The organism is Nonomuraea basaltis (genome assembly GCF_005893125.1).
Classification (GTDB): Bacteria; Actinomycetota; Actinomycetes; order Streptosporangiales; family Streptosporangiaceae; genus Nonomuraea; species Nonomuraea basaltis.
On record NZ_VCJS01000061.1, the window covers coordinates 22,414 to 41,460 of the forward strand.

The following is a 19,047-nucleotide window of genomic DNA, read 5'->3' on the forward strand; positions in this document are numbered from 1 at the left end:
TTAGAATAGCACCCGGCGTCAGAACGTGATGACCGTGCGGGCGACCACGCCCTCGCGTACGTGGGCCACGGCCTCGTTGATCTGGTCGAGCGGGAGGCGCTCCGAGATCAGGCCGTTGAGGTCCAGCCGGCCCCGCAAGTACTGGCCGGCCAGCATGGGCAGGTCGCGGTGCGGCGCGGCGTCGCCGCCCTGGGTGCCCATGAGGCGGCGGGAGGCGAACAGCAGGCCCGGGTCCAGCTCGACCGGGTGGCCCGCCGGCGGGCTGCCGACCATGACCGTGGTGCCGCCGGGCTGGGTCGCCGCGAACGCCTGCGCCAGGACGCCGGGGGCGCCCGTCGCGTCGAAGGCGTAGTCGACGCCGCCCTTCACCAGCTCGCCCACCTGCCGCGGGAGGTCGTCCACGAGGAGGGTGTGGGTGGCGCCGAAGCGCTCGGCGAGCTTGAGCTTCTGCTCGGCCACGTCGGCGGCGACGATCGTGGTCGCGCCCGCGAGCACCGCGCCCTGGATGACGTTGAGCCCGACCCCGCCGCAGCCGGCGACGAGGACGGCGGCGCCGGGCGGCACCCTGGCCACGTTCATGACCGCGCCGACGCCGGTGACGACGCCGCAGGCCAGCAGGCACATCGCGTCGAACGGGGCGGTCTTCGGGATCTTCACGCACATGGCCTCTGCGACGACCGCGTACTCGGCGAACGAGCCGATGCCGATGAAGCGGCGGGTCTCCTGGCCGTCGAGGGTGATCCTGGGCAGGCCGCCCATGATGGTCGGCAGCCGGGCGGGGCCCGAGCACAGGTGGAAGCGGCCCGCGCCGCACTGCCGGCACCGGCCGCAGGGGCCGTTCATGGCGATGATGACGTGGTCGCCGGGCGTGACGGAGGTGACGCCCGCGCCGGCGCTCTCCACCACGCCCGCGCTTTCGTGCCCGAGGATGAACGGGGGCTTGCTCACCACGGGGCTCTTGCCGTCGATGGCCTTGAGGTCGGAGCCGCACACGCCCGACGCCTTGATCCGGACGCGGACCTCGCCGGGACCCGGATCGGCGATCTCGACCTCGCGGATCTCCATGGGGGCGTGGAATCCGGTCAGCACGGCGGCGCGCATCAGCATGCGCCACACGGTAACCCGGTGCCGAATTGTGAGCAAGCGGTTGCTCGGTAGCCCGTTGACACCCTTCCTGGGCGAATTTACGCTCGGCACAAAACCAAGCGAGCGCTAGGCCAAATCGCGAGGAAACCATGATTGTACGGCGGGGTGTGGCGGTGGCGCTCACGATGGCGCTGCTCGTGGCCGGGTGTGCGGCTCAGCAAAGGGGCGCGTCCCAGCAGGAGGGTGCGGCCGTGCCAGGCGTGACCGGCACGACGGTCAAGGTCGGCGGCGTGCTGACCAAGACCAGCGCCAGCGGATACTCGACCAAGGACGCCGAGATCGGCGCCAAGGCCAGGTTCGAACGGGCCAACGCCGAGGGCGGCGTGCACGGGCGCAAGATCGAGTTCCTCGGGGCCGAGGACGACGGGCAGGACGCCGCCAAGGGCGACGCGGCGGCCAAGAAGCTCGTGCAGAAGGACCAGGTGTTCGCCCTGGTCCCGGTGCACGCGCCCAACTTCGGCGGCGCCGCCTTCCTGGAGCAGCAGGGCGTGCCGTGGTTCGGCTGGGCGACAGGGCCGCAGTGGTGCGGCACCAAGACAGGGTTCGGCTACAACGGCTGCCTTGCGCCCAAGCAGGGCGCGGGATCCCAGACGTGGTGGGGCCGGCAGATGGCCGACCTGATCGGCGGCGCCGAGGGCAAGAGCGTCTACGTCCAGACCAGCGACTCCAGCGGCAGCAAGTACGGCGGCACCACCATCTCCCAGTCGTTCACCGCAGCCGGCTTCAAGCTCGTCGGCGTCAACTCCGGCCTGCCGGCCGCCGCCCCGCCACCTGACTGGCTCCCGTACGTCAACAAGATCATGACTTCGAACGGCGGCAAAGCGCCCGACGTCGTGGTCTCGGTGATCGCGGGCACCAAGTTCAACGTCGGCCTGTACTCGGCGCTCAAGCGGGCCGGCTACAAGGGCGTGCTCACGGACGCGACCAGCTACGACGCCGCCATCCTCAAGGACCCGGCCAGCGCGCAGGCCCTGGAGGGCGTGATCGCCGCGCCGATGTTCGAGCCCTTCGAATCCAGCGCCCCCGAGATCGCGCAGCTCAAGCAGGACGTCGAGAAGGTCTCCCCCGGCACGCAGCTGACCCAGCACCTGGCGATCGGCTACTGGGCCGCCGACATCTTCCTCGACATGCTCGACAAGACCGGCAAGGACCTCACCAGGGAGAAGTTCCTGGCCACGGGCAACGGCTCGTACACCTACGAGAACGCCGGCTTCGGCAGGATCCAGTACCCCAAGGACCACAGCGAGCCGAACGGCTGCGGCGCCCTGGTCAAGCTGGAGAACGGCGCCTTCCAGGTGGCCAAGAGCATGAAGTGCTTCGACAACGTGCCGCTCAAATGATCCTTGGCTACGTGCTCAGCGGCATGGTCACCGGCGCCATCTTCGCGATCATGGGATCGGGCCTGACGCTCTCGTACGCCGCGACCGGGGTGTTCAACTTCGCCCACGGCGCGCTCGGGTTCCTGTCCGCCCTGCTGTTCTACGAGCTCAACGTGGCCGCCGGGCTGCCCGCGTGGCTGTCGGCGCTGGTGTCGGCCGGGGTGTTCGCGCCGGCCCTCGGCTACGTGCTGCACAAGGCCATGTTCCGCGGGCTCGCCCAGGCGGGGGAGACCGCGCAGATCGTCGCCACGATCGGGCTGACGATCGCGCTGCCCGCGCTCGGCCTGCTGGTCGTGGACCTGGCCGGGCTGCCGGCCGCGGACGCGACCTCGCTGCCGCGCGGCGTCGGCCCGCACCCGGCCGAGGCGTTCGACGTGTTCGGTGTCCACCTGGACACCGACCAGCTCATCACGTTCGGTTTCTCCGTGGTGGCGGCGGCCGGGCTGTGGGCGTTCATGCGGCACACCCCGTACGGGCTGCGCATGCGGGCCTCCGTCGACCGCCGCCGCCTGGCCACGCTGCGCGGCATCGACGCCGACGCCACCTCGGCGCTGGCCTGGATGCTCGGGTCGGGGCTCGCCGGACTGGCGGGAGTGCTGGCGGTCTCGGTTCTGGGGCTGGACGCGACGGCGTACACGGTGCTGCTGTTCGCCTCGGCCACGGCCGCGGTGTTCGGGCGGTTGCGGTCGATCCCCTGGACGTTCGCCGCCGGACTGGCGCTCGGCGTGGTCCAGAACCTCGTCGCCGGCTACACCGACTTCCTGGAGGAGGTGACCGGGCTGCGCACGGCCGTGCCGGTGATCCTGCTGTTCGCCGGGCTCGTGCTGCTGAACAGGTCGCGCCAGCGGGTCGCGGGGAGCGCGGCCGAGGACGCGCCGCCGCCCGACCACCTGGCCGGGCTCCCGCCGTGGCGGCGCCGGCTGCCGTGGGCGCTGGGGCTGGCGCTGCTGGTCGCCTTCACGTTCACGGCGCCCGAGTACTACGTGGGCATCGCCGGGCAGGGGCTCGTGCTCGCGCTGATCTTCTGCTCCTTCGTGGTGGTGACCGGGATCGGCGGCATGGTCAACCTGGCGCAGGCCGCCTTCGCCTCGATGGCGGCGCTGACCTGCGGGTGGGCGTTCTCCTCCGGGCTGCCGTTCTTCGTGGCGATCCTGCTGGGCGTGCTGGCGGCCGCGGCCGTGGGGATGCTGGTGGCGCTGCCCGCGCTGCGGCTGGGCGGGCGGGTGCTGACACTCGCCACGCTGGCCCTGGCGCTGCTGGCCGACCAGGTGCTGTTCCAGGTGGACGCCTTCAGCAACGGGACCATCGGGTGGTCGCTGCCCGCGCTCGGGTTCGGCTTCGCCGACACCTCCGATCCCCGGGTGCTGGTGGTGGTGCTGCTCGTGCTGATCGGGGTCGTGGCGCTGCTGGTACGGAACCTGGAGAGGTCCGCGTCCGGGCGGGCGATCCTGGCCGTGCGGTCGGCTCCGGCCGCGGCCACGACATCAGGGCTGTCGGCGCCGCGTACCAAGATCATGCTGTTCGCGCTGGCGTCGGCGATCGCCGGGCTCGGCGGGGTGCTGTTCGCCGTCGCCAAGGGCTCGATCACCGCCACCGACCTGCCGGCCTTCGCCGGATTCGTGTGGCTGGCCATAGTGGTGCTGCAGGGAGTGCGCCGGATCGGCGGCGCGGTGCTCGGCGGGCTCATCGCCGTCGTCGTGCCCGAGCTGCTGGCCACCTGGGACGTGTCCGCACACGTCGGGGCCATCCTGTTCGGGCTCGGCGGCATGATCCTGGCCAAGCACCCGGACGGGGTGCTCACCCAGATGGCCGAGCTGCGCCACCGCCGGCCCGCCCCGCCGGAAACGGTGCAGCCCGCGGAGCCGGTGGAGGGCGCGCTGTTCAGGATGGAGGGCGTCGTCGCCGGGTACGCCGACTGCACCGTCCTGCGCGGCGTCGACCTGGCCGTCAACCCCGGCGAGGTGGTCGCCCTGCTCGGCGCGAACGGCGCGGGCAAGTCCACCACCTGCGCGGCGGCCGCCGGAGACCTGCCCGTCACCCGCGGCCGGATCCTGCTCGACGGCGAGGACGTCACCGCCTGGCCCGCCCACCGCAGGGCGCGGGCCGGCATCCTGCTGGCGCCCGAGGGGCGGGGCGTGTTCCCCGGCCTGACCGTGGAGGAGAACCTGCGGACCTGGCTGCCCGACCCCGAGCCCGTCTACGAGCGGCTGCCGCAGCTCGCGGAGCGCCGTACCGTGTTCGCCGGCGCCCTGTCCGGCGGCGAGCAGCAGCTGCTCACCCTGGCCCCGGCGCTCGTGCGGCCGCCCCGCGTGCTGATCGCGGACGAGCCGTCGCTCGGGCTGGCACCGATGGTGGTGCGGCAGATCTTCGAGGTGTTCGCCGAGCTGCGCGAGCGCGGGGTGGCGCTGCTGCTGGTCGAGGAGAAGGCCACGGAGGCGCTGGCGATCGCCGACCGGGTGGCGTTCATGCGGCTCGGCCGGGTCACCTGGGCCGGGCCGCGGTCCGAGGTCGACAGCGAGCGGCTGACCGCCGCCTACCTGGGGGTGAGGTGACCATGCTGGCCGTCGAGGGCGTGTCGGTGGCGTTCGGCGGGGTCAGGGCGCTGGACCAGGTGTCGTTCGAGGTCGCCGAGGGCCAGGTCTGCGGCGTGATCGGGCCGAACGGGGCGGGCAAGACCACGCTGTTCGACGTGGTCTCCGGGCTGCGCAGGCCGAGCGCCGGGCGGGTCAGCGTGGCGGGCCGCGACCTGACCGGGGTGCCGCCGGTCAAGCGGGCCAGGGCCGGGCTGCGCCGCACGTTCCAGCGGACCCAGGTCTTCGGCCGGCTCACCGTGGCCGGCAACGTGCTGGCCGCGCTCGACTGGCACGGCGGCGGTGGCGGGCTCGCCGCCGACCTGGTCGGCTGGCGGGGCCGGCGGCGCCGCGAACGCGAGCGCGGCGAGCGGGTGAACGAGGTGCTGGAGCTGTGCGGGCTCACCCCGCTGCGCGACGCGTACGCGGCCGCGCTCCCCGTCGGCCAGCGCCGGCTCGTCGAGCTGGCCAGGGCGCTGGCCGACCGGCCCGCGCTGCTGCTGCTCGACGAGCCCACCTCGGGCCTGGACGCCGGCCAGACCGCCCGCCTGAGCGAGGTCGTGAAGGCGCTGGACACCACCGTGCTGCTGGTGGAGCACGACATGGGGTTCGTCATGGACACCTGCGACCGGATCATCGTGCTCGACCTCGGCAAGGTGATCGCCGCCGGCACGCCGGCCGAGATCAGGGAGGACCCGGTCGTCAGGGCCGCGTATCTAGGTTAGGAGGACCCGGTCGTCAGGGGCCGCGTATCTCCGTTAGGCGTGGCGCTCGGTGAAGGACAGGATGCGGCGCCAGGCGTCCTGACACGACTCCTCCCACTCGGCGTATGAGCGGTCGAAGAACGAGTGCGGCGCCCCCTCGTAGATGTGGGTCTCGTGCTCGGTGCCGACCCGGTCGAGCGCGGCCGTGTACGCGTCGAAGTCCTCCGGCGTCGACACCGTGTCCGCCCCGCCCCTCAGCAGGAGGACCGGCGCGCCGGGCCCGGTCTTGGGCTCGTCGATGGCCCGGAGCGCGCCGTAGAAGCCGATGCCGCCGGCCAGGCCGTTGCCCTCGGCGGCCTGCCGCCACGAGTGGGCGCCGCCCATGCAGAAGCCCACCGTGAAGACGGGACCGTCCAGCGCCTCGGTGGCCGCCCTCGCGTCGGCCCTGACGTGGTCGCTGGTGAGCTGCCTGACGTGGGTCATGTAGTCGAAGTCGTCGCCGCGCTCACCGAGGCCCGCCGTACGGCCGAAGTAGTCGATCGCGATCGTACGGAACCCCGCCTCGGCGAACCGCACCGCCAGGTCCTTGTAGAACGGGTGCAGCCCGCGCACGTCGGGCAGGATCACCACGGACCGCCCGTTCGGCTCGGCGGGCTCCGCCCGGTAGGCGAGGAAACGGTTGCTGTCGGCGGCGGTCAGCTCTATTTGCTCATGAGAGGCCACCTCGCCCTGGATCGGCGGGGCGGGCGGCCTGCTGTCGGTGGAATGGCACATGGGCTCAGCATGCCCGGTACGGTTCGGCCCATCCAGGTACTCGGAGGGTCAGGCTGATCTCGTTCGCGACCCGCGATGAGATGGTTCTCCGACGTCTCCGAACATGGAGAGGTTGTCTGGGTGGGAACGCACACGCCCGCATGGACACAAATCTGCCTCAGCGGACATGGGGTCATCATCATCGATCTCGCGTCCGCGAACTCGCTCAGCCATGCCGCATTCTGAAGTAATCACGCCCGCCGACTCGGGAGGCCGACAGGCGTGTCTGAGGCGCCTCGACTCAGTCGATAACGGCAGTGGCCTCGACCTCGACCAGCAGGTCGGGTTCTCCCAGCGCCGCAACGCCCAGCAGTGTGATCGGCTTGACCGGGTCGACCCCCAGCTTGGCCGCCGCCCGCGCGACCCCCTCGCCCAGCAGCGGCATCTTGTCCGGTGTCCAGTCGACGACGTAGACGGTCAGCTTGGCCACATCATCGAAAGATCCGCCGACCCCGGCCAGGGCGGTGCCGATATTGAGGTAAGCCTGCTCAACCTGAGCGGCCAGATCCCCCTCACCGACCCGTCGGCCCTGGGCATCGCGGGCCACCTGGCCCGCCAGGAACACCAGCTTCGATCCGGTGGCGATCGACAGCTGGCGGTAGACGTCGGGTTTCGGCAGCCCGTCGGGGTTGACCAGCGTCACGGTCATGTCCGCTCCTTGCACATCGGCACAGCATGTTCGGTACTCGCCGAGAACATAGCAAAGATATGTATTGTGGTGCCATGGTGAGGATCAAGGACCCGGCGGTCCGCTCCCTGCTGATCGACCGAGCCGCGCAGATGCTCGCCGCTCGGCAGCCGGTCACTCTCCGCTCGCTGGTGGCCGGAACCGGCGTGTCGACCATGGCCGTCTACACCTACTTCGGCAGCATGGACGGCCTGTGGACAGCGATGCGGCAGGAAGGCTTCACCCGCCTGGCCGCCCGCCTCGCCGCGGTAGCGCCATCGAAGGATCCGGTACGGGATCTGGCCGCTCTCGGCGCCGCATACCTGTCCAACGCCATGGCCAGTCCCGATCTCTACCGGGTCATGTTCGACGCCGGGTTCGAACTCGAGAACGCCGCGGCCGCGGATGACACGCTGCACTGTCTGGTCCGGACCGTCGAACGGGCCACGGCCACCGGCCGCTTTCGCGACGACATCGACCCGCTGGAGCTGGCCACGCAGAGCTGGACCATCGGACATGGACTGGCATCACTGGTCGCTACCGGCCCCCTGCCCCATCAATCGCTAGCCCATGGCGTGCCGCTGCTGACCGCCCTGTTCACCAGCGCAGGCGACAACCGCGAACAATGCCGCCGGTCAGTCGAACGCGGCTGGCGCCCCTGACCTCTGATCGCTGCTTCCTGGCACCGCAGTTCAGGGCGGCGACCCCGTCCCCGAAGGCCGCGGTCGCCGCTGGATCAGATCAGCGGATCGCCTGCGATGGTTCGCCGGCAAGCTGGCTTTTGGGCAAGGCGGTTACGCTGGTCGATGTCCGACCTTTCCATGATCGGAGTAGGTGTGCCCGTGATGTCGTTCACTCTTACCGCCGACGGCCGGGGTGCGCCCCCGGTCACACCGACCCCAGCCTCGTCAGGTGCGGCCGGGAGCTGATCATGGACGCGGCCCAGGAGCGGCTGGAGCGGTTCGAGGCCAACCGCCGGCGCCTGTTCGGGCTGGCCTACCGGCTGCTGGGGGAGGCGTCCGAGGCCGAGGACGTGGTGCAGGACGCCTACCTGCGCTGGGAGCGTAGTGACTCGGCGGTCTCGCCGGAGGCGTGGCTGACCAAGGTGGTCACCAACCTGTGCCTGGACAGGCTCACCTCGGCGCGGGCGCAGCGGGAGCAGTATGTCGGGCCGTGGTTGCCCGAGCCCGTCTTCGCCGACAGTGGGGTGCTTGGCCCGCTGGAGACCGTGGAGCAGCGAGAGTCGCTGTCGCTGGGGATGCTGGTGCTGCTGGAGCGGCTCACGCCGCCGGAGCGGGCGGCGTTCGTGCTGCGGGAGGCGTTCGGTCACAGCCACCGCGAGGTCGCGGAGGTCCTGGAGATGGACGAGGCGCACGTCCGGCAGCTCTACCGGCGCGCGCGCCAGCACGTCGGCGCGGCGCGGCGGCGGTTCACGGCCGCGCCCGAGCAGCGCCGGAAGCTCCTGGAGCGGTTCCTGGAGGCCACCTTGGACGGGGATGTAGCGGGGCTGGAGCGGATGCTGGCCGAGGACGTGGTCGCCTGGTCCGACGGCGGCGGCAAGGCTCCGGCGCTGCGGCACCTGCTGGTCGACCGGGAGAAGCTCCTGCGCTACCTGCTCGACCTGGCCGGGCACCCGCGCGTGACGAGCATCACGGTCGGCACGGCGAACGGGGAACCCGCCATCGTGCTGGACGTGGACGGCCGGCTGTTCGCGGTCATCGTCCCCGAGTTCTACGGCGACCGCATCACCGCCCTCTACGCCGTCGCCAACCCAGACAAGCTCGCCTTCTTCACGAAACAAACAACGTGATTCCTGTGGTGCGTTGTCACGGATCGCCTCCGTCGCCCGTCTATCTGGTGACGAAGGGGAACGTCGATGACAACGACACCGCACATTGTGATCCTGGGCGCCGGGTACACCGGCCTGACCGCCGCCAAGCTGCTCGCCAAGCGCACCGGCGCGACAGTCACGCTGGTCAACGAACGTGACCGGTTCGTGGAGCGGATGCGCAACCACCAGCTCGCCTCCGGCCGGCGGCTGCGCGACATGCTGCTGCACGACCTGCTCAAGGGCACCGGCATCCGGCTGATCGTGGACCGCGTGACCCGCCTCGACACGGAGGGGCGTCAGGTGGAGCTGGCGCGCGGCGCCGAGCCGGTCGGCTACGACCTGCTGGTCTACGCGCTGGGCAGCCACGCCGACCTGGACGGCATTCCCGGCGCGGCCGAGCACGCCAGCGCCGTCGCCACATTCGAGCAGGCCCGGCGGCTGCGCGAGCGGATGCGTACCGCCGACACGGTCGCCGTGGTCGGCGCCGGGCCGACCGGCATCGAGGCCGCCACCGAGCTGGCCGAGAGCTACCCGGACCGCACGGTGCGGCTGGCCACCAGCGGCGCGCTGGGCGGCGCGCTGTCCGAGCACGGCCGGGAGTACCTGCACCGGGCCTTCGACCGCCTCGGCATCCAGGTCTGGGAGCACGCCAAGGTTGCCAAGATCGACGCGGACGGCCTGCTGCTGGAGGACGGCAAGCACGTCGACGCCGACACCGTGGCCTGGACCACCGGCTTCATGGTCCCGGAGCTGGCGCGCGAGGCGGGGCTGGCTGTGGACGACCGCGGGCGCATGGTCGTGGACGCCACCTTGCGCTCGGAGTCGCACCCGGAGATCTACGGCATCGGGGACGCCGCGGCCGCCCGCACCCAGGAGGGGCAGGAGCTGCGCATGGGCTGCGGGCCCGGGGGGCTCGCCGCCGCGTGCGCCTTCCATGCGATCAACGACCGCCTGGCCGGGCGTACCCCCAAGCCGCTGCGCGTCAAAGGCGACGCCCTGTGCATCAGCCTCGGCCAGCGGGACGGCCTCCTCCAGCCCACCGAGCTCGACGGCAGCCCGCGCGGGAAGGTGCGCACCGGCCGCCCGGTCGCGATGATCAAGAAGGCGGTCCTCCGCGCCACCGGGTGGTACAACCTGCGCTACCCCGCCCTGGTCGTGGCCGGCGCCAGGCACGCGTGACGCTCCGCCCGGATCCGTCGTCATGGTCGACGACGCTTCCCCAATCGTGATTTCCCGCAGATGAGAAGTCCGGCGGGAGGGCTGGCACTCCAGTCACCTTCTCAAAGAAGCCCCGGACAGCGGCCCCGCGGGTCAGTCGTTGATCGTGTGCCCGTGGTTCCGGCGCTGGACGTACAGGCGGTTGCCCTCCGGCCCCGTCCATTCCACCCGCACGATCCCGGGCACCGCCGTGTCGCCGATGCGCGACGGGTCGGACCAGTAGCCGAATCTGGGGTTGCGGAAGAACGTCGCCCACAGCTGGCCACTGCGATCCACGAAGAAGTTGTTGTGGCCGGCGCCGACACCCGCGGTCCACCGCTTCGAGTACGGTCCCTCGAACTTGTCCGAGACGGCTGCTCAACAGCGTGTACGCGGCCCACACCGTGCGGCCCCGCGGATCGCAGCCGAGACCCACAGGCCTGACCGCCGACCAGGTGACCGATCTCGCCGCCTAGCACGCCGGGCTCGCGAAACTACCCAAGGCGACGAAGCGGCGCGAGTCCGCGCACGTGTCCAGGAATGCGGCGGAGTGCGGCCACATCAGCGCCGTGCTCGACCTGCTGCCCGGGACGGGCTTACGGGCTGGGCAGCAACACACGCACCTGGGTCGCGCTCAGCGCCCTGCGAACCATCGCGATCGGCGTGGACGTCGACGTGTGGTGATGCCACCGAACGCGCAACGTTCGGATTGACCATGAAAAGGCCCCCTGAGCGACCGCACAGGGGGCCTTCAGCATGACGACGTCAGCAGAAGTCAACCCTCTGGTACGAAGCACCGGGGGAGGAGAGGCTCTTCATCTTCTCGCCCGGCGACAGCTCCGTGCAGGGACTGTCGGGCCCGTTGTTCCAGATGACCTTGACGTCGTAGGTCCAGGCGCACCCGCTCTTGACCTGGACCCAGGGATAGATGAGGTCATACCTGCCGCTGTCGATCTTCTTCACGCAGGTCGCCGCGGCCTCCGCCTCCACAGGGTCCGCGCTCGCGGCACCTGATCCAGCGATCAGCAGAATCGCGGCGCCGGAGGCCACGGTCAACGCCCTGAATCCAGCTCTCATATTCGTTGAACCTCTCGGATGGGGAGATCGTTTGCGTCGCTGGCGAACGTACCAAACCTCCGCCACAAGATCGCCACAAAGAGGCAGCGCGATCGTCTGCTCCGCCCCTTGGGGCCGACCTCGGACGTTGGCAGTGCCGCCAACGGTTGCGCCCAAGCGATCTTCTGTGCCGCACTTCGTGCGGGTGGCAGGGCGTGTAGGCCGTGCAGGGTTCCGCCTGATCGCGGGAACCAGCCCTACCAGCTCTCCGCAGACCCGCTCGACATCCGCACGGATGAACGCCACGTCCTCTGACTCCGCCACCGAGCGAGAATCGCCTGCTCAGACCCCACTGTCAGCAGATGTGGCAGTAAGCGGGGTTCGTCGCTCCGCTCTCATTGGGCGAGCGAGCCGAGGGAATCCGGCTCCTGATCCGGGACAGGGATGGCAGCTTCGGCGGAGGGTTTGGCGAGGTGCTCGGCGGGGCGGATACGCGGGTCCTCAAGACCCCGCCGCGCTCGCCACGGGCGAAACAGCTGGCTTCACACTGCACCCTTTCGGGTCGATTTGCTGCGGCGCCGTACCATCGCGTCGCTGATCTGCCGTGCCACTTCGAGCTCGGGCGCCACCCAGCGCAGGCCGGTGTCCCCCACCTCCGCCGGCTCGACGATTACCTGCGGCAATGACCCCTGATCCAGACTGGACCGCCACGTCGCCGGGTCCGGCCGCTCCGGCAGGTACCGGAACCGATCGTTCTGCGCCTCATCGCTCATATTAGACATGACGGCCCCACCCCCCACGAAGTTCCTCGCCGAGTCGTGAATTCCCTCACGCACCCACAAAGACGCGCTCGCGCTCGTGCTGTCGATCGCTTTGCGCTGCCTCGCGCTTACCCTTCTGGCGTTCCGCGTAGATCGTCACGATTGCCGCCCTCGACGAGTTCCTCGACGGTCGCGGTGTCGACCTCGTAGGAGTAGGGCGGGAAGTCCAGGCCGAAGGCGCCGAGGTGCAGGTGGGAGTCGTTGATGCCGGGCAGCACCGTCCCTCCGCCCGCGTCGATCACCTCGGTACGCCTGCCGGCGAGCCGGAGCACCTCCCTGTCCCGCCCGAGCGCCTGCATGACGCCGTTCCACACGGCGACCGCCTGGGCGATGCGGAAGCCCTTGTCCAGGACGAGGACTCGCGCGTTGTGGATCACCAGGTCAGCGCCCCCTTGGGCGGCATCCGCATGCGCCGCCTGGGCGGGCAGCAGCCCCGCAGCGGCGAGGGCGGCTCCTCCTTGCAAGAATTGCCGGCGGTCGAATCGGTTGTGCATGTCCATCACCCTTTGGGGAGTCCGAGGCAGGAAGGAGGTCAGCAACCGGGTTCGCCTGGCCAGCCCAGCCGGTACCGTGCGTTTCGGCGGCCACCGCACGGGTCGAGGGGTCGGAGGCGTCGTACGCGATCGTGCCGTTCACTATCGTCAACTTCACCGGGACGCTCGAGATCTCGTGCGCGTCCCCGGCGGGCCGGCCGTGCTCGTCGACCAGACGGCCGTCCAGGACGCACAGGTCGCCCGCCATCCCGCGGCGCAGGGACCCCTTCCAACGATCGGCATGATCCTGCCAGGCGGCAGTCGTGGTGTAAGTGCGCAGCGCCTTATGCAGCCCGATCCGCTCATCCGGGCCCGAGACGGTCCCCGAGCGTCCCTCGCGCAAGAGCGCGAGCGCGGGATATTGAGTCAGGCTGCTCGCGTAGGAGCCACCTCCGTCGCGGCGGCGGGCTTTCGGCGGTTAACGCTTTTAGCTCGTGCGGGCGTTGAGACGGCGGAGTTGCTCTTCGTGTTGACGGACTCGGGCGGGGATGGCTTCGAGAGCAGCGTGGAGGGTGCGGATCTCGTCGCTGTCGGCGAAGATGTTTATGATCTTCGCCTCGAGGAGTTCGCGTCGCTGGGCGGTCGCCGAGCCGGCCGGTCGAGCCATTCGTAAAAACCCGACTTCGATACTTCCAGCCGTTCGCACATTCTGGAGATCGGATGGTTGGACTTCTCCGCGTCGATGAGCTCGTACTTCTCGCTCACCGATACTCCGAGGCAAAGTAGGCCGCCGCTTTTCCCGGGAACTTGAGCCTCTCTTTCGAGTTCACGCAGCCGGGCGCGCTCGCCGATCGTGAGCGGTTCGTCTTCCACTGAGTGAGCTCTCCGATGGGTGTTCGCCCAGTTCCGAGAGCCGCCTCGTGAATTCCGAGTTCCCGGGGGCAGCCTGAGCGATACGACAAGGGCCTTCAAGCGAGTGACAGGGACGACACGGCCTGCGCTGCTCAGGCCGCTCCGATGTGACCGTCGGTCCTCTCCCCGCAGGCCAGCCCCCGGAGTATCTCGATATCGGCGATGTCCTTCTGCCGCCATGGCCGGCCGTTGCGCAGGTGCGGGAACTGCTCCTTCATGGCGAGCATGCCGGAGACGCTCATGGCCAGCATCGGCGTGCCATCGAGTGTCACGGGCTCGTCGCCGAAGGATCCTGGCGGGAACAGCCAGTCGGACCATCGCCCCAAGGGCTGACTGAACGATCCGTCTGGCCACCGGTCAAAGTAAGCGGTGCTGAACGGCACATCGTCCAGCGTGAACTCGCAGGCCTCCACTGGCGGCTGAGTCGTCAGAGCCGTGGCGCCGGCTCCTACGAGCACTGCCTTCGACTGCTCGGCGTGAATACGTTCAACCCAGAACTCCACGTCGCCGTGCTCGCGCGTGATCCGGCCGATCCTCGCATCGAGTCCCCAGCCCCCGAACAGCCATGCTGAGATACCGACTGCCTGCATGACCGGGATGACCTTGCGGATAACACGCAGTTGCCCTTCGGTCTTCTCGTCCATGGTTTGATCCTGCCATGCAGGGTGGACTGCCCACACGCCCGCTGGTGCCAGACTCCGGGCTACCTGGACTCCGCCGTCGCCCACGGCATCCCCGCACTCGCCTGACACCAGATCACGGGACCCTGTGAATGGACACGAGTCGGGGCGTAGTCGTCCTGCCAAGCGGCCAGACCGGGGATCGCGCCGACGAGCCTTTACCTTCAACCGCGTATGCCCTGCTCAGGGGCCGGAACTCGGGCGGGTGGGGTGCGGGAGGACATCCTTCCTGATGATCAAGGGTGACCTCAGGTCAAGTGTCCGGAGAACCGGGAGAAGCTCAGAATCGCGTTAGCCCCGGGAGAAACGGCCGCGGTTTCTCGCCGGGGTATCGTCAGTGGCAGGTCTTTTGATAGGCCAGTTCTGGGATGTGTTCTCGCCATTCGGCAGGGGATAGGCCGCCGTCTCGGCGGCAGATCATCGCAGAAGCGGTGCCGGGATCGAGACGATCTCGCGCAGGGCCCCGTCGGCGGATGAAATGAGGAGAGCCGTCCGGTCTCGCGCTGGTCCTGGCAGAGCGTGAACACCTCCTCGAACTGGTCGACCACGATCAGCGCGTCGGAGTCGGCCTCGCCCGCAAGGAGCCGGTCGGCGTGCCGCATCGGGTGCTCGCCTGGTGTGAGGATCCGGCTCTGCCCGAGGGATTCGCCCGTGGGCGTCGTCTCCCCGCGTGCGGCAGGCACGAGCCCGGCGCGCAACAGGGACGTCTTGCCGCTGCCCGAAGGGCCGAACACCGCGGCGAAGCGATGCCGGCCAAGCAGCTCGTGCAATTCCTCGACGAGCCGCTCCCGTCCGAAGAAACGTCCGGAATCGTGCGTGTCGTAGGGGGCCAGGCCCAGGTACGGCCCGGCGGCACCGTCCTCGTCGGCCCTCTCGCGCGCCAGTTCCTGAGCGACCTGCTGCCAGCGGCGCTCCCATGCGGAGACGTCTGCGCCGCATGTTTCCACAAAAGCCAAGACGACGGGCAGCGAAGCCAGCCGCTCACCCGCCGCCGCCTGCGACAGCGTGGTGACCGAATAACCGGCGCGCTTGGCCATGGCCCGATAGGTCAGGCCGCCCGCTTCCTGACGCAGCTTGCGTAACTCAGAGGCAAAACGTTGAACCGGTCCCGCTGCCGGATCCACTGGACTTTCACGACGGCCTGCCACCGTTACGAGATTCCCTTCACTAGAGGAGAGGAGCCATTCGCCAAGAAAAGCATTGTTTGCCTGCCTGATCAGGGGTGCCGAACAATCTCGTCGCCACGATCCTGGTGGCACAGGCCTCGGGGAGCGATCAAGGGGACCGCTTGTTGCCGGGGATCGGGAAGATAGGACGGGGTCTCGCATGAAACGCATTCAGAAGGTCGGTGTGGCGCTTGCCGCCGCTACGGTCGTCCCGTTGGGGTCGCTGGCCATGCCCGCGCCGGCGCAGGCGGCTGCCGCTCACTTGGAGATGCAGTGTTACTCCGGCGGGTACCGCGGGAGCCTGCGGGTGTACTACAACAGCACCTCCACGCACGACATCTTCAACCGGCTCAACTGGTACAGCTCCGGCCTCGCCCAGGGCCCCAACAACAAGGTCGAAATCAAGATCTTCAAGGATCTGGCCTGGAAACCGGATAGGACCGTCAAGACCTGGAAGTTCAAGACCCGTAAGGGCTCCGGAGGACGCAGCATCAACGTCGCCGTCAATCGGAGGGACCGGATCTACGTCACCTTCACGTTCACCTTCGACAAGCGCAAGGGGACTATTGACGGCAGTTGCTATCGCCGCAGCCGTACCATCTGACGCATCGTCACGGCCCCTCGAAGGCGGCCCAGTCGCTCGGAACGAAAAGTCCCGTTAGGAGAGCCACGGATGTGCGGCTTGCTGTGACCTTTCGGGGCTGCGGCCCCACGCCGAGAAAGCAAGGGCCCCGCCATCTGGCGGGGCCCTTCCGCGCTTCTGTGCCGGCGGCGCGGAAGCGCGCGCTGCGCGAAGAACAGGCGAAGCACACCGAACCCCGTCCGGGGTGGGGATATCGACGTGTGCATGGGGAACTGGTGCTTGGCTACCTGGTCAGTGAGGCGACCGTGCGGCGCATCCTGCGCTCGGTGGAGCGATCAAAGAGTACCGCCGAGCCGCATAACTCGGCCAGAGAAACCCCAGATCAGAACGTACGCGCAAGTTTTGACGCGCTACACCCTCGGCTTGTGCTTTCAGTCCAGCTCGCGGAGCCATGGGTCCAGAAGCGCAACGGCGCCGTCCCGCGCGCCACCGCCGATGGGGTTGCCGTAGTGGTCGGCGGTGAGGCCGGCGACCCGCTTGTCCGAACTGCCGATGGCTTCGACGATGCCCTCGAAGTCGCTCCGGATCGGCGCCACCGCGCTGACCTGGCAGAAGGTGGCGCACCTGCTGACCGACGAACGGCGCGGGGATCTGGACCGGTTGCTGATGTATGACGCCGGGCTGAAGATGACCCGGCTGGCGTGGCTGATCGAAGCGGCCACCGACGCCAGCGCGGCCTCGGTCAAGACCGCCATCGAAAACTCACGTACCTGCGCAACATGGACGCCCACACCCTGGACATGTCGGTCCTGGCGGCCGAGCGGCGCCGCTTTCTGGCCTCGGCGGGCCGCCGCTCGACCAACCAGGCGCTGGAACGCCGCGAGGAGCAGCGCCGCTATTCGATCTTGCTGGCGGTGGTCACCCAATCCGCTGTGACTCCTCGCTTGGTGATGGTGCGAGCCAGTGGCGGGTGAGGTCGCGGACGCCCGCCAGCCAGCGTTGCGGTTGCTCTCCGGCGGCGATCGCGTCTGCGGCGCCGTGGAGGACGGTGAACAGGATCGTGGCGGCGATATGCGGGTCGACCGGGCGGAACGCGCCCTCGTCCATGCCGCGGTGCAGCGCCTTGGCGATGGCGGCGATGGTGTCCAGCCGCCCTTCGCCCGCGGGTGCGAGCGCGGAGTCGGAGTGGAAAACGGCGGCATGGAGCCCGCCGGGGCGGGCGATGGCCTCGATGGCCGCCGCGCATTCGGCGTCGAGGGTGGCCCACCAGTCGATCGGCCCGGTGGATTCGGCGAGCTGGTGGAACCGGTCCACGTAGTCCCGCAGCACGCGGTCCCGTACCGCAGCGAGCATCTCCTCCCAGGAGGAGAAGTAGACGTAGAAAGTGCCCTTGGCGGCGTCGGCTTCGGCGGTGACGGCTTGAACCCAGTTGGTCACCTTCTGCCCGGAGTCCAGGAGCCGGATGGCGGCATCGATGAGTTCACTGCGCCTGGCCTCGGGGGAGAGGCGGCGCCGGCTCCTGGAGGTGACCACCGCACCAGGTTAGCTGAAGGTCAGCGCTTCAGCTTGATCATCTGAAGCCCTCGCCAGGGCCGGCGTGCCTCCCGCTCCCATCCGGCACGCTCTTCACCTCGTCACCCCCGCATGGGAGATGAGCAGCTCGCTAACGCCGCGGAGGTTGACGTGCTCCCGGTACGGTGGCGGGTCGGCGACGAGCTCCGGCTCCCGGACGCGCCGGGCGAACGCGGCCAGCGCCAGCCGCCCTTCGAGCCTGGCCAGTGGCGCGCCGAGGCAGAAGTGTGGGCCGAAGCCGAAGCCCAGGTGCCGCACCTGTTCGCGGTTCGGGTCGAACCGGTCCGGGTCCGGGGTGGCCTCCGGGTCCCGGTGAGCCGCGGCCAGCAGGAGCAAGACCAGGCCGCCCGCGGGCACCTTCGCGTCCCCGACGCGCAGGTCGTGGTCGGCGACGCGGACGGTGAGCTGGACGGGCGGGTCGTAGCGCAGGATCTCCTCGACGACCGCGGGGGCCGTGCCGGGGCCGGCACGCAAGGCGGCGAGGTGGCCGGGGTGCCATAGCAGGGCGAGCACGCCGTTGGCGATCAGGTTGACCGTCGTCTCGTGCCCCGCCACCAGCAGCAGCACGATCGTGGAGACCAGTTCGTCATGGCTGAGCACGTCACCGCCGTCCTCCGCGGCGAGCAGCTCGGAGATCAGGTCGTCCCGGCGCGGGCTCTTGCGCCGGTCGGCGACGAGCTCGTTGACGTATCGGTGCAGCTCGACCTCGCCCTGCATCCACTCCGGGGTATCGCCGTTCCCGTCATAGCGGTTGGAGAAGCCGTCGAGCATCCGGGTGAGCTGGGCGGACCATCGGTGGAACAACCGCTCGTCGGCCGGCGGGACGCCGAGCATGCGGCAGATGACCGTCACCGGCAGCGTGTAGGCGAGGCCGGACAGCACGTCGAAAGTCTCCTGCTCGGCTGCGCCATCGAGGTACTCGTCGACCAGTTGGGCGATGGAGTCCTCCATCCGGGCGACGGCACGGGCGGTGAACGCGCTGATGACCAGGCGCCGCAGCCGGGTGTGATCCGGAGGATCCAGGGAGAGGAACCAGGGCTGCCGGACGGAGGACGGCGCGTGCGCGGGATACGGGTCGGCTGCCTGATCGGCCTGAAAGAACCGGTCGCGCTCGGCGCTGAGTCGCGGGTCGCGCAGCAGGGTCTCGCAGTCGCGGTAGCTCGCCACCACCAACGAGGACATCTCCTCGATCCATACCGGGCCCAGGGCGCGGAACTCGGCGTAGATCGGGTACGGGTCGGCCCTCGACGCGGGGTCGAGAAGTCTGCCGACCAGGCGGGAACCGGGTGTCTGGCTGTCGGTTGCCATGGGCATCTGCATTCCTTGGGACGCACACTATTGACCTTGGGTCATTAATAGTGACCTCGGGTCAATATGTCAACGGCAACGGCGCCGCCCCGTTGGCCTCGGTTGCGTCAGCGGTTTGCCTGCTATGGTTACGCTCGGCATTATAACGAGCGTCATAGAGAGGGTTTGT

21 protein-coding genes are annotated in these 19,047 nt (G+C 69.5%); 8 read left to right on the top strand and 13 right to left on the bottom strand.

Translation table 11 applies throughout. The annotated features are described in order from the left end of the window. Nucleotides 1-18: 18 nt before the first annotated feature. Nucleotides 19-1,107: an alcohol dehydrogenase catalytic domain-containing protein gene (locus EJK15_RS27185; protein WP_138713310.1), complete on the bottom strand. Its 1,089-nt coding sequence runs from the start codon at nt 1,105-1,107 to the stop codon at nt 19-21. A 128-nt stretch (nt 1,108-1,235) separates the two neighbouring features. Between EJK15_RS27185 and EJK15_RS27190 the strand changes: the two genes are divergently transcribed. From EJK15_RS27190 to EJK15_RS27200, 3 genes are read left to right on the top strand one after another with little or no spacing between them, the layout of a single operon-like run. Beyond that, on the top strand, nt 1,236-2,486 hold the full coding sequence (locus EJK15_RS27190; RefSeq protein ID WP_138713311.1) for an ABC transporter substrate-binding protein: 1,251 nt from the start codon (nt 1,236-1,238) through the stop codon (nt 2,484-2,486). Then, entirely contained in the window at nt 2,483-5,077 is a 2,595-nt protein-coding gene (locus EJK15_RS27195; RefSeq protein WP_138713312.1) for an ABC transporter permease subunit, read from the top strand. Before EJK15_RS27190 ends, EJK15_RS27195 begins: the two co-directional genes overlap by 4 nt. A 2-nt stretch (nt 5,078-5,079) precedes the next feature. Next, the gene (locus tag EJK15_RS27200; protein ID WP_138713313.1) at nt 5,080-5,820 is read left to right on the top strand and encodes an ABC transporter ATP-binding protein; all 741 of its coding nucleotides are present in this window, start codon (nt 5,080-5,082) and stop codon (nt 5,818-5,820) included. 33 nt (nt 5,821-5,853) lie between these two features. Here EJK15_RS27200 and EJK15_RS27205 read toward each other — a convergent pair whose 3' ends face one another. Continuing rightward, on the bottom strand, nt 5,854-6,573 hold the full coding sequence (locus EJK15_RS27205) for a dienelactone hydrolase family protein (RefSeq protein ID WP_138713314.1): 720 nt from the start codon (nt 6,571-6,573) through the stop codon (nt 5,854-5,856). A 280-nt stretch (nt 6,574-6,853) separates the two neighbouring features. Further along, entirely contained in the window at nt 6,854-7,261 is a 408-nt protein-coding gene (locus EJK15_RS27210; protein ID WP_138713315.1) for a RidA family protein, read from the bottom strand. Between the two features lie 74 nt (nt 7,262-7,335). On the opposite strand from EJK15_RS27210, the gene EJK15_RS27215 reads away from it, so the two are divergent. From EJK15_RS27215 to EJK15_RS27225, 3 genes are all read left to right on the top strand, one after another. Continuing rightward, on the top strand, nt 7,336-7,941 hold the full coding sequence (locus EJK15_RS27215; RefSeq protein WP_138713316.1) for a TetR/AcrR family transcriptional regulator: 606 nt from the start codon (nt 7,336-7,338) through the stop codon (nt 7,939-7,941). Between the two features lie 269 nt (nt 7,942-8,210). Beyond that, nucleotides 8,211-9,089, top strand: coding sequence for an RNA polymerase sigma factor SigJ (gene sigJ / locus EJK15_RS27220; protein ID WP_138713317.1), 879 nt, complete (start codon nt 8,211-8,213; stop codon nt 9,087-9,089). A 66-nt stretch (nt 9,090-9,155) separates the two neighbouring features. Further along, entirely contained in the window at nt 9,156-10,289 is a 1,134-nt protein-coding gene (locus EJK15_RS27225; RefSeq protein ID WP_138713318.1) for an NAD(P)/FAD-dependent oxidoreductase, read from the top strand. Nucleotides 10,290-10,421: 132 nt separating this feature from the next. Here the strand turns inward: EJK15_RS27225 and EJK15_RS27230 are convergent, their stop codons facing one another. The 7 genes from EJK15_RS27230 to EJK15_RS27260 form a co-directional block, all read right to left on the bottom strand. Beyond that, the gene (locus EJK15_RS27230) at nt 10,422-10,604 is read right to left on the bottom strand and encodes a hypothetical protein (protein ID WP_206061123.1); all 183 of its coding nucleotides are present in this window, start codon (nt 10,602-10,604) and stop codon (nt 10,422-10,424) included. A 468-nt stretch (nt 10,605-11,072) separates the two neighbouring features. Beyond that, nucleotides 11,073-11,384: a hypothetical protein gene (locus tag EJK15_RS27235; RefSeq protein ID WP_138713319.1), complete on the bottom strand. Its 312-nt coding sequence runs from the start codon at nt 11,382-11,384 to the stop codon at nt 11,073-11,075. Nucleotides 11,385-11,905: 521 nt separating this feature from the next. Next, nucleotides 11,906-12,136 carry a hypothetical protein gene (locus EJK15_RS27240; protein WP_138713320.1) on the bottom strand — a complete coding sequence of 77 codons (231 nt, stop codon included), beginning with the start codon at nt 12,134-12,136 and terminating at the stop codon, nt 11,906-11,908. A gap of 116 nt (nt 12,137-12,252) precedes the next feature. Beyond that, nucleotides 12,253-12,678 (bottom strand): twin-arginine translocation signal domain-containing protein, encoded by a 426-nt coding sequence (locus EJK15_RS27245; RefSeq protein ID WP_171074559.1) that lies wholly within the window; start codon nt 12,676-12,678, stop codon nt 12,253-12,255. After that, complete coding sequence (locus EJK15_RS77700; RefSeq protein ID WP_206061125.1) at nt 12,566-13,060, bottom strand: amidohydrolase family protein; 495 nt, start codon at nt 13,058-13,060, stop codon at nt 12,566-12,568. The genes EJK15_RS27245 and EJK15_RS77700 overlap by 113 nt, the downstream gene beginning before the upstream one ends. Before the next feature lie 601 nt (nt 13,061-13,661). After that, complete coding sequence (locus EJK15_RS27255) at nt 13,662-14,213, bottom strand: nucleotidyltransferase domain-containing protein (RefSeq protein WP_138713322.1); 552 nt, start codon at nt 14,211-14,213, stop codon at nt 13,662-13,664. 284 nt (nt 14,214-14,497) lie between these two features. Beyond that, nucleotides 14,498-15,373 (bottom strand): nSTAND1 domain-containing NTPase, encoded by an 876-nt coding sequence (locus tag EJK15_RS27260; RefSeq protein ID WP_206061126.1) that lies wholly within the window; start codon nt 15,371-15,373, stop codon nt 14,498-14,500. Between the two features lie 202 nt (nt 15,374-15,575). On the opposite strand from EJK15_RS27260, the gene EJK15_RS27265 reads away from it, so the two are divergent. Next, nucleotides 15,576-16,019, top strand: a complete 444-nt coding sequence (locus tag EJK15_RS27265; RefSeq protein WP_138713324.1) for a hypothetical protein — start codon at nt 15,576-15,578, stop codon at nt 16,017-16,019. Nucleotides 16,020-16,429: 410 nt separating this feature from the next. Here EJK15_RS27265 and EJK15_RS70880 read toward each other — a convergent pair whose 3' ends face one another. Next, nucleotides 16,430-16,753 (bottom strand): hypothetical protein, encoded by a 324-nt coding sequence (locus tag EJK15_RS70880; protein WP_171074560.1) that lies wholly within the window; start codon nt 16,751-16,753, stop codon nt 16,430-16,432. 24 nt (nt 16,754-16,777) lie between these two features. On the opposite strand from EJK15_RS70880, the gene EJK15_RS27275 reads away from it, so the two are divergent. Next, nucleotides 16,778-16,972 (top strand): hypothetical protein, encoded by a 195-nt coding sequence (locus EJK15_RS27275; RefSeq protein WP_138713325.1) that lies wholly within the window; start codon nt 16,778-16,780, stop codon nt 16,970-16,972. Here EJK15_RS27275 and EJK15_RS27280 read toward each other — a convergent pair. Both EJK15_RS27280 and EJK15_RS27285 read right to left on the bottom strand, forming a co-directional pair. Beyond that, the gene (locus EJK15_RS27280; RefSeq protein ID WP_138713326.1) at nt 16,917-17,531 is read right to left on the bottom strand and encodes a TetR/AcrR family transcriptional regulator; all 615 of its coding nucleotides are present in this window, start codon (nt 17,529-17,531) and stop codon (nt 16,917-16,919) included. The genes EJK15_RS27275 and EJK15_RS27280 overlap by 56 nt on opposite strands. A gap of 93 nt (nt 17,532-17,624) precedes the next feature. After that, nucleotides 17,625-18,884 carry a cytochrome P450 gene (locus tag EJK15_RS27285; protein ID WP_240777247.1) on the bottom strand — a complete coding sequence of 420 codons (1,260 nt, stop codon included), beginning with the start codon at nt 18,882-18,884 and terminating at the stop codon, nt 17,625-17,627. Nucleotides 18,885-19,047: the final 163 nt, after the last annotated feature.

Bases quoted from the DNA above. Each gene is read 5' to 3' on its own strand.
- EJK15_RS27225 (WP_138713318.1), top strand. From the start codon at position 9,156: ATGACAACGACACCGCACATTGTGATCCTGGGCGCCGGGTACACCGGC.
- EJK15_RS27210 (WP_138713315.1), bottom strand. From the start codon at position 7,261: ATGACCGTGACGCTGGTCAACCCCGACGGGCTGCCGAAACCCGACGTC.
- EJK15_RS27235 (WP_138713319.1), bottom strand. From the start codon at position 11,384: ATGAGAGCTGGATTCAGGGCGTTGACCGTGGCCTCCGGCGCCGCGATT.
- EJK15_RS27255 (WP_138713322.1), bottom strand. From the start codon at position 14,213: ATGGACGAGAAGACCGAAGGGCAACTGCGTGTTATCCGCAAGGTCATC.
- EJK15_RS70880 (WP_171074560.1), bottom strand. From the start codon at position 16,753: ATGGCGGTCTTGACCGAGGCCGCGCTGGCGTCGGTGGCCGCTTCGATC.
- sigJ (WP_138713317.1), top strand. From the start codon at position 8,211: ATGGACGCGGCCCAGGAGCGGCTGGAGCGGTTCGAGGCCAACCGCCGG.
- EJK15_RS27200 (WP_138713313.1), top strand. From the start codon at position 5,080: ATGCTGGCCGTCGAGGGCGTGTCGGTGGCGTTCGGCGGGGTCAGGGCG.
- EJK15_RS27185 (WP_138713310.1), bottom strand. From the start codon at position 1,107: ATGCTGATGCGCGCCGCCGTGCTGACCGGATTCCACGCCCCCATGGAG.
- EJK15_RS27205 (WP_138713314.1), bottom strand. From the start codon at position 6,573: ATGTGCCATTCCACCGACAGCAGGCCGCCCGCCCCGCCGATCCAGGGC.
- EJK15_RS27245 (WP_171074559.1), bottom strand. From the start codon at position 12,678: ATGCACAACCGATTCGACCGCCGGCAATTCTTGCAAGGAGGAGCCGCC.
- EJK15_RS27195 (WP_138713312.1), top strand. From the start codon at position 2,483: ATGATCCTTGGCTACGTGCTCAGCGGCATGGTCACCGGCGCCATCTTC.
- EJK15_RS27275 (WP_138713325.1), top strand. From the start codon at position 16,778: ATGGACGCCCACACCCTGGACATGTCGGTCCTGGCGGCCGAGCGGCGC.
- EJK15_RS27190 (WP_138713311.1), top strand. From the start codon at position 1,236: ATGATTGTACGGCGGGGTGTGGCGGTGGCGCTCACGATGGCGCTGCTC.
- EJK15_RS27215 (WP_138713316.1), top strand. From the start codon at position 7,336: ATGGTGAGGATCAAGGACCCGGCGGTCCGCTCCCTGCTGATCGACCGA.
- EJK15_RS27240 (WP_138713320.1), bottom strand. From the start codon at position 12,136: ATGAGCGATGAGGCGCAGAACGATCGGTTCCGGTACCTGCCGGAGCGG.
- EJK15_RS27285 (WP_240777247.1), bottom strand. From the start codon at position 18,884: ATGCCCATGGCAACCGACAGCCAGACACCCGGTTCCCGCCTGGTCGGC.
- EJK15_RS27265 (WP_138713324.1), top strand. From the start codon at position 15,576: ATGAAACGCATTCAGAAGGTCGGTGTGGCGCTTGCCGCCGCTACGGTC.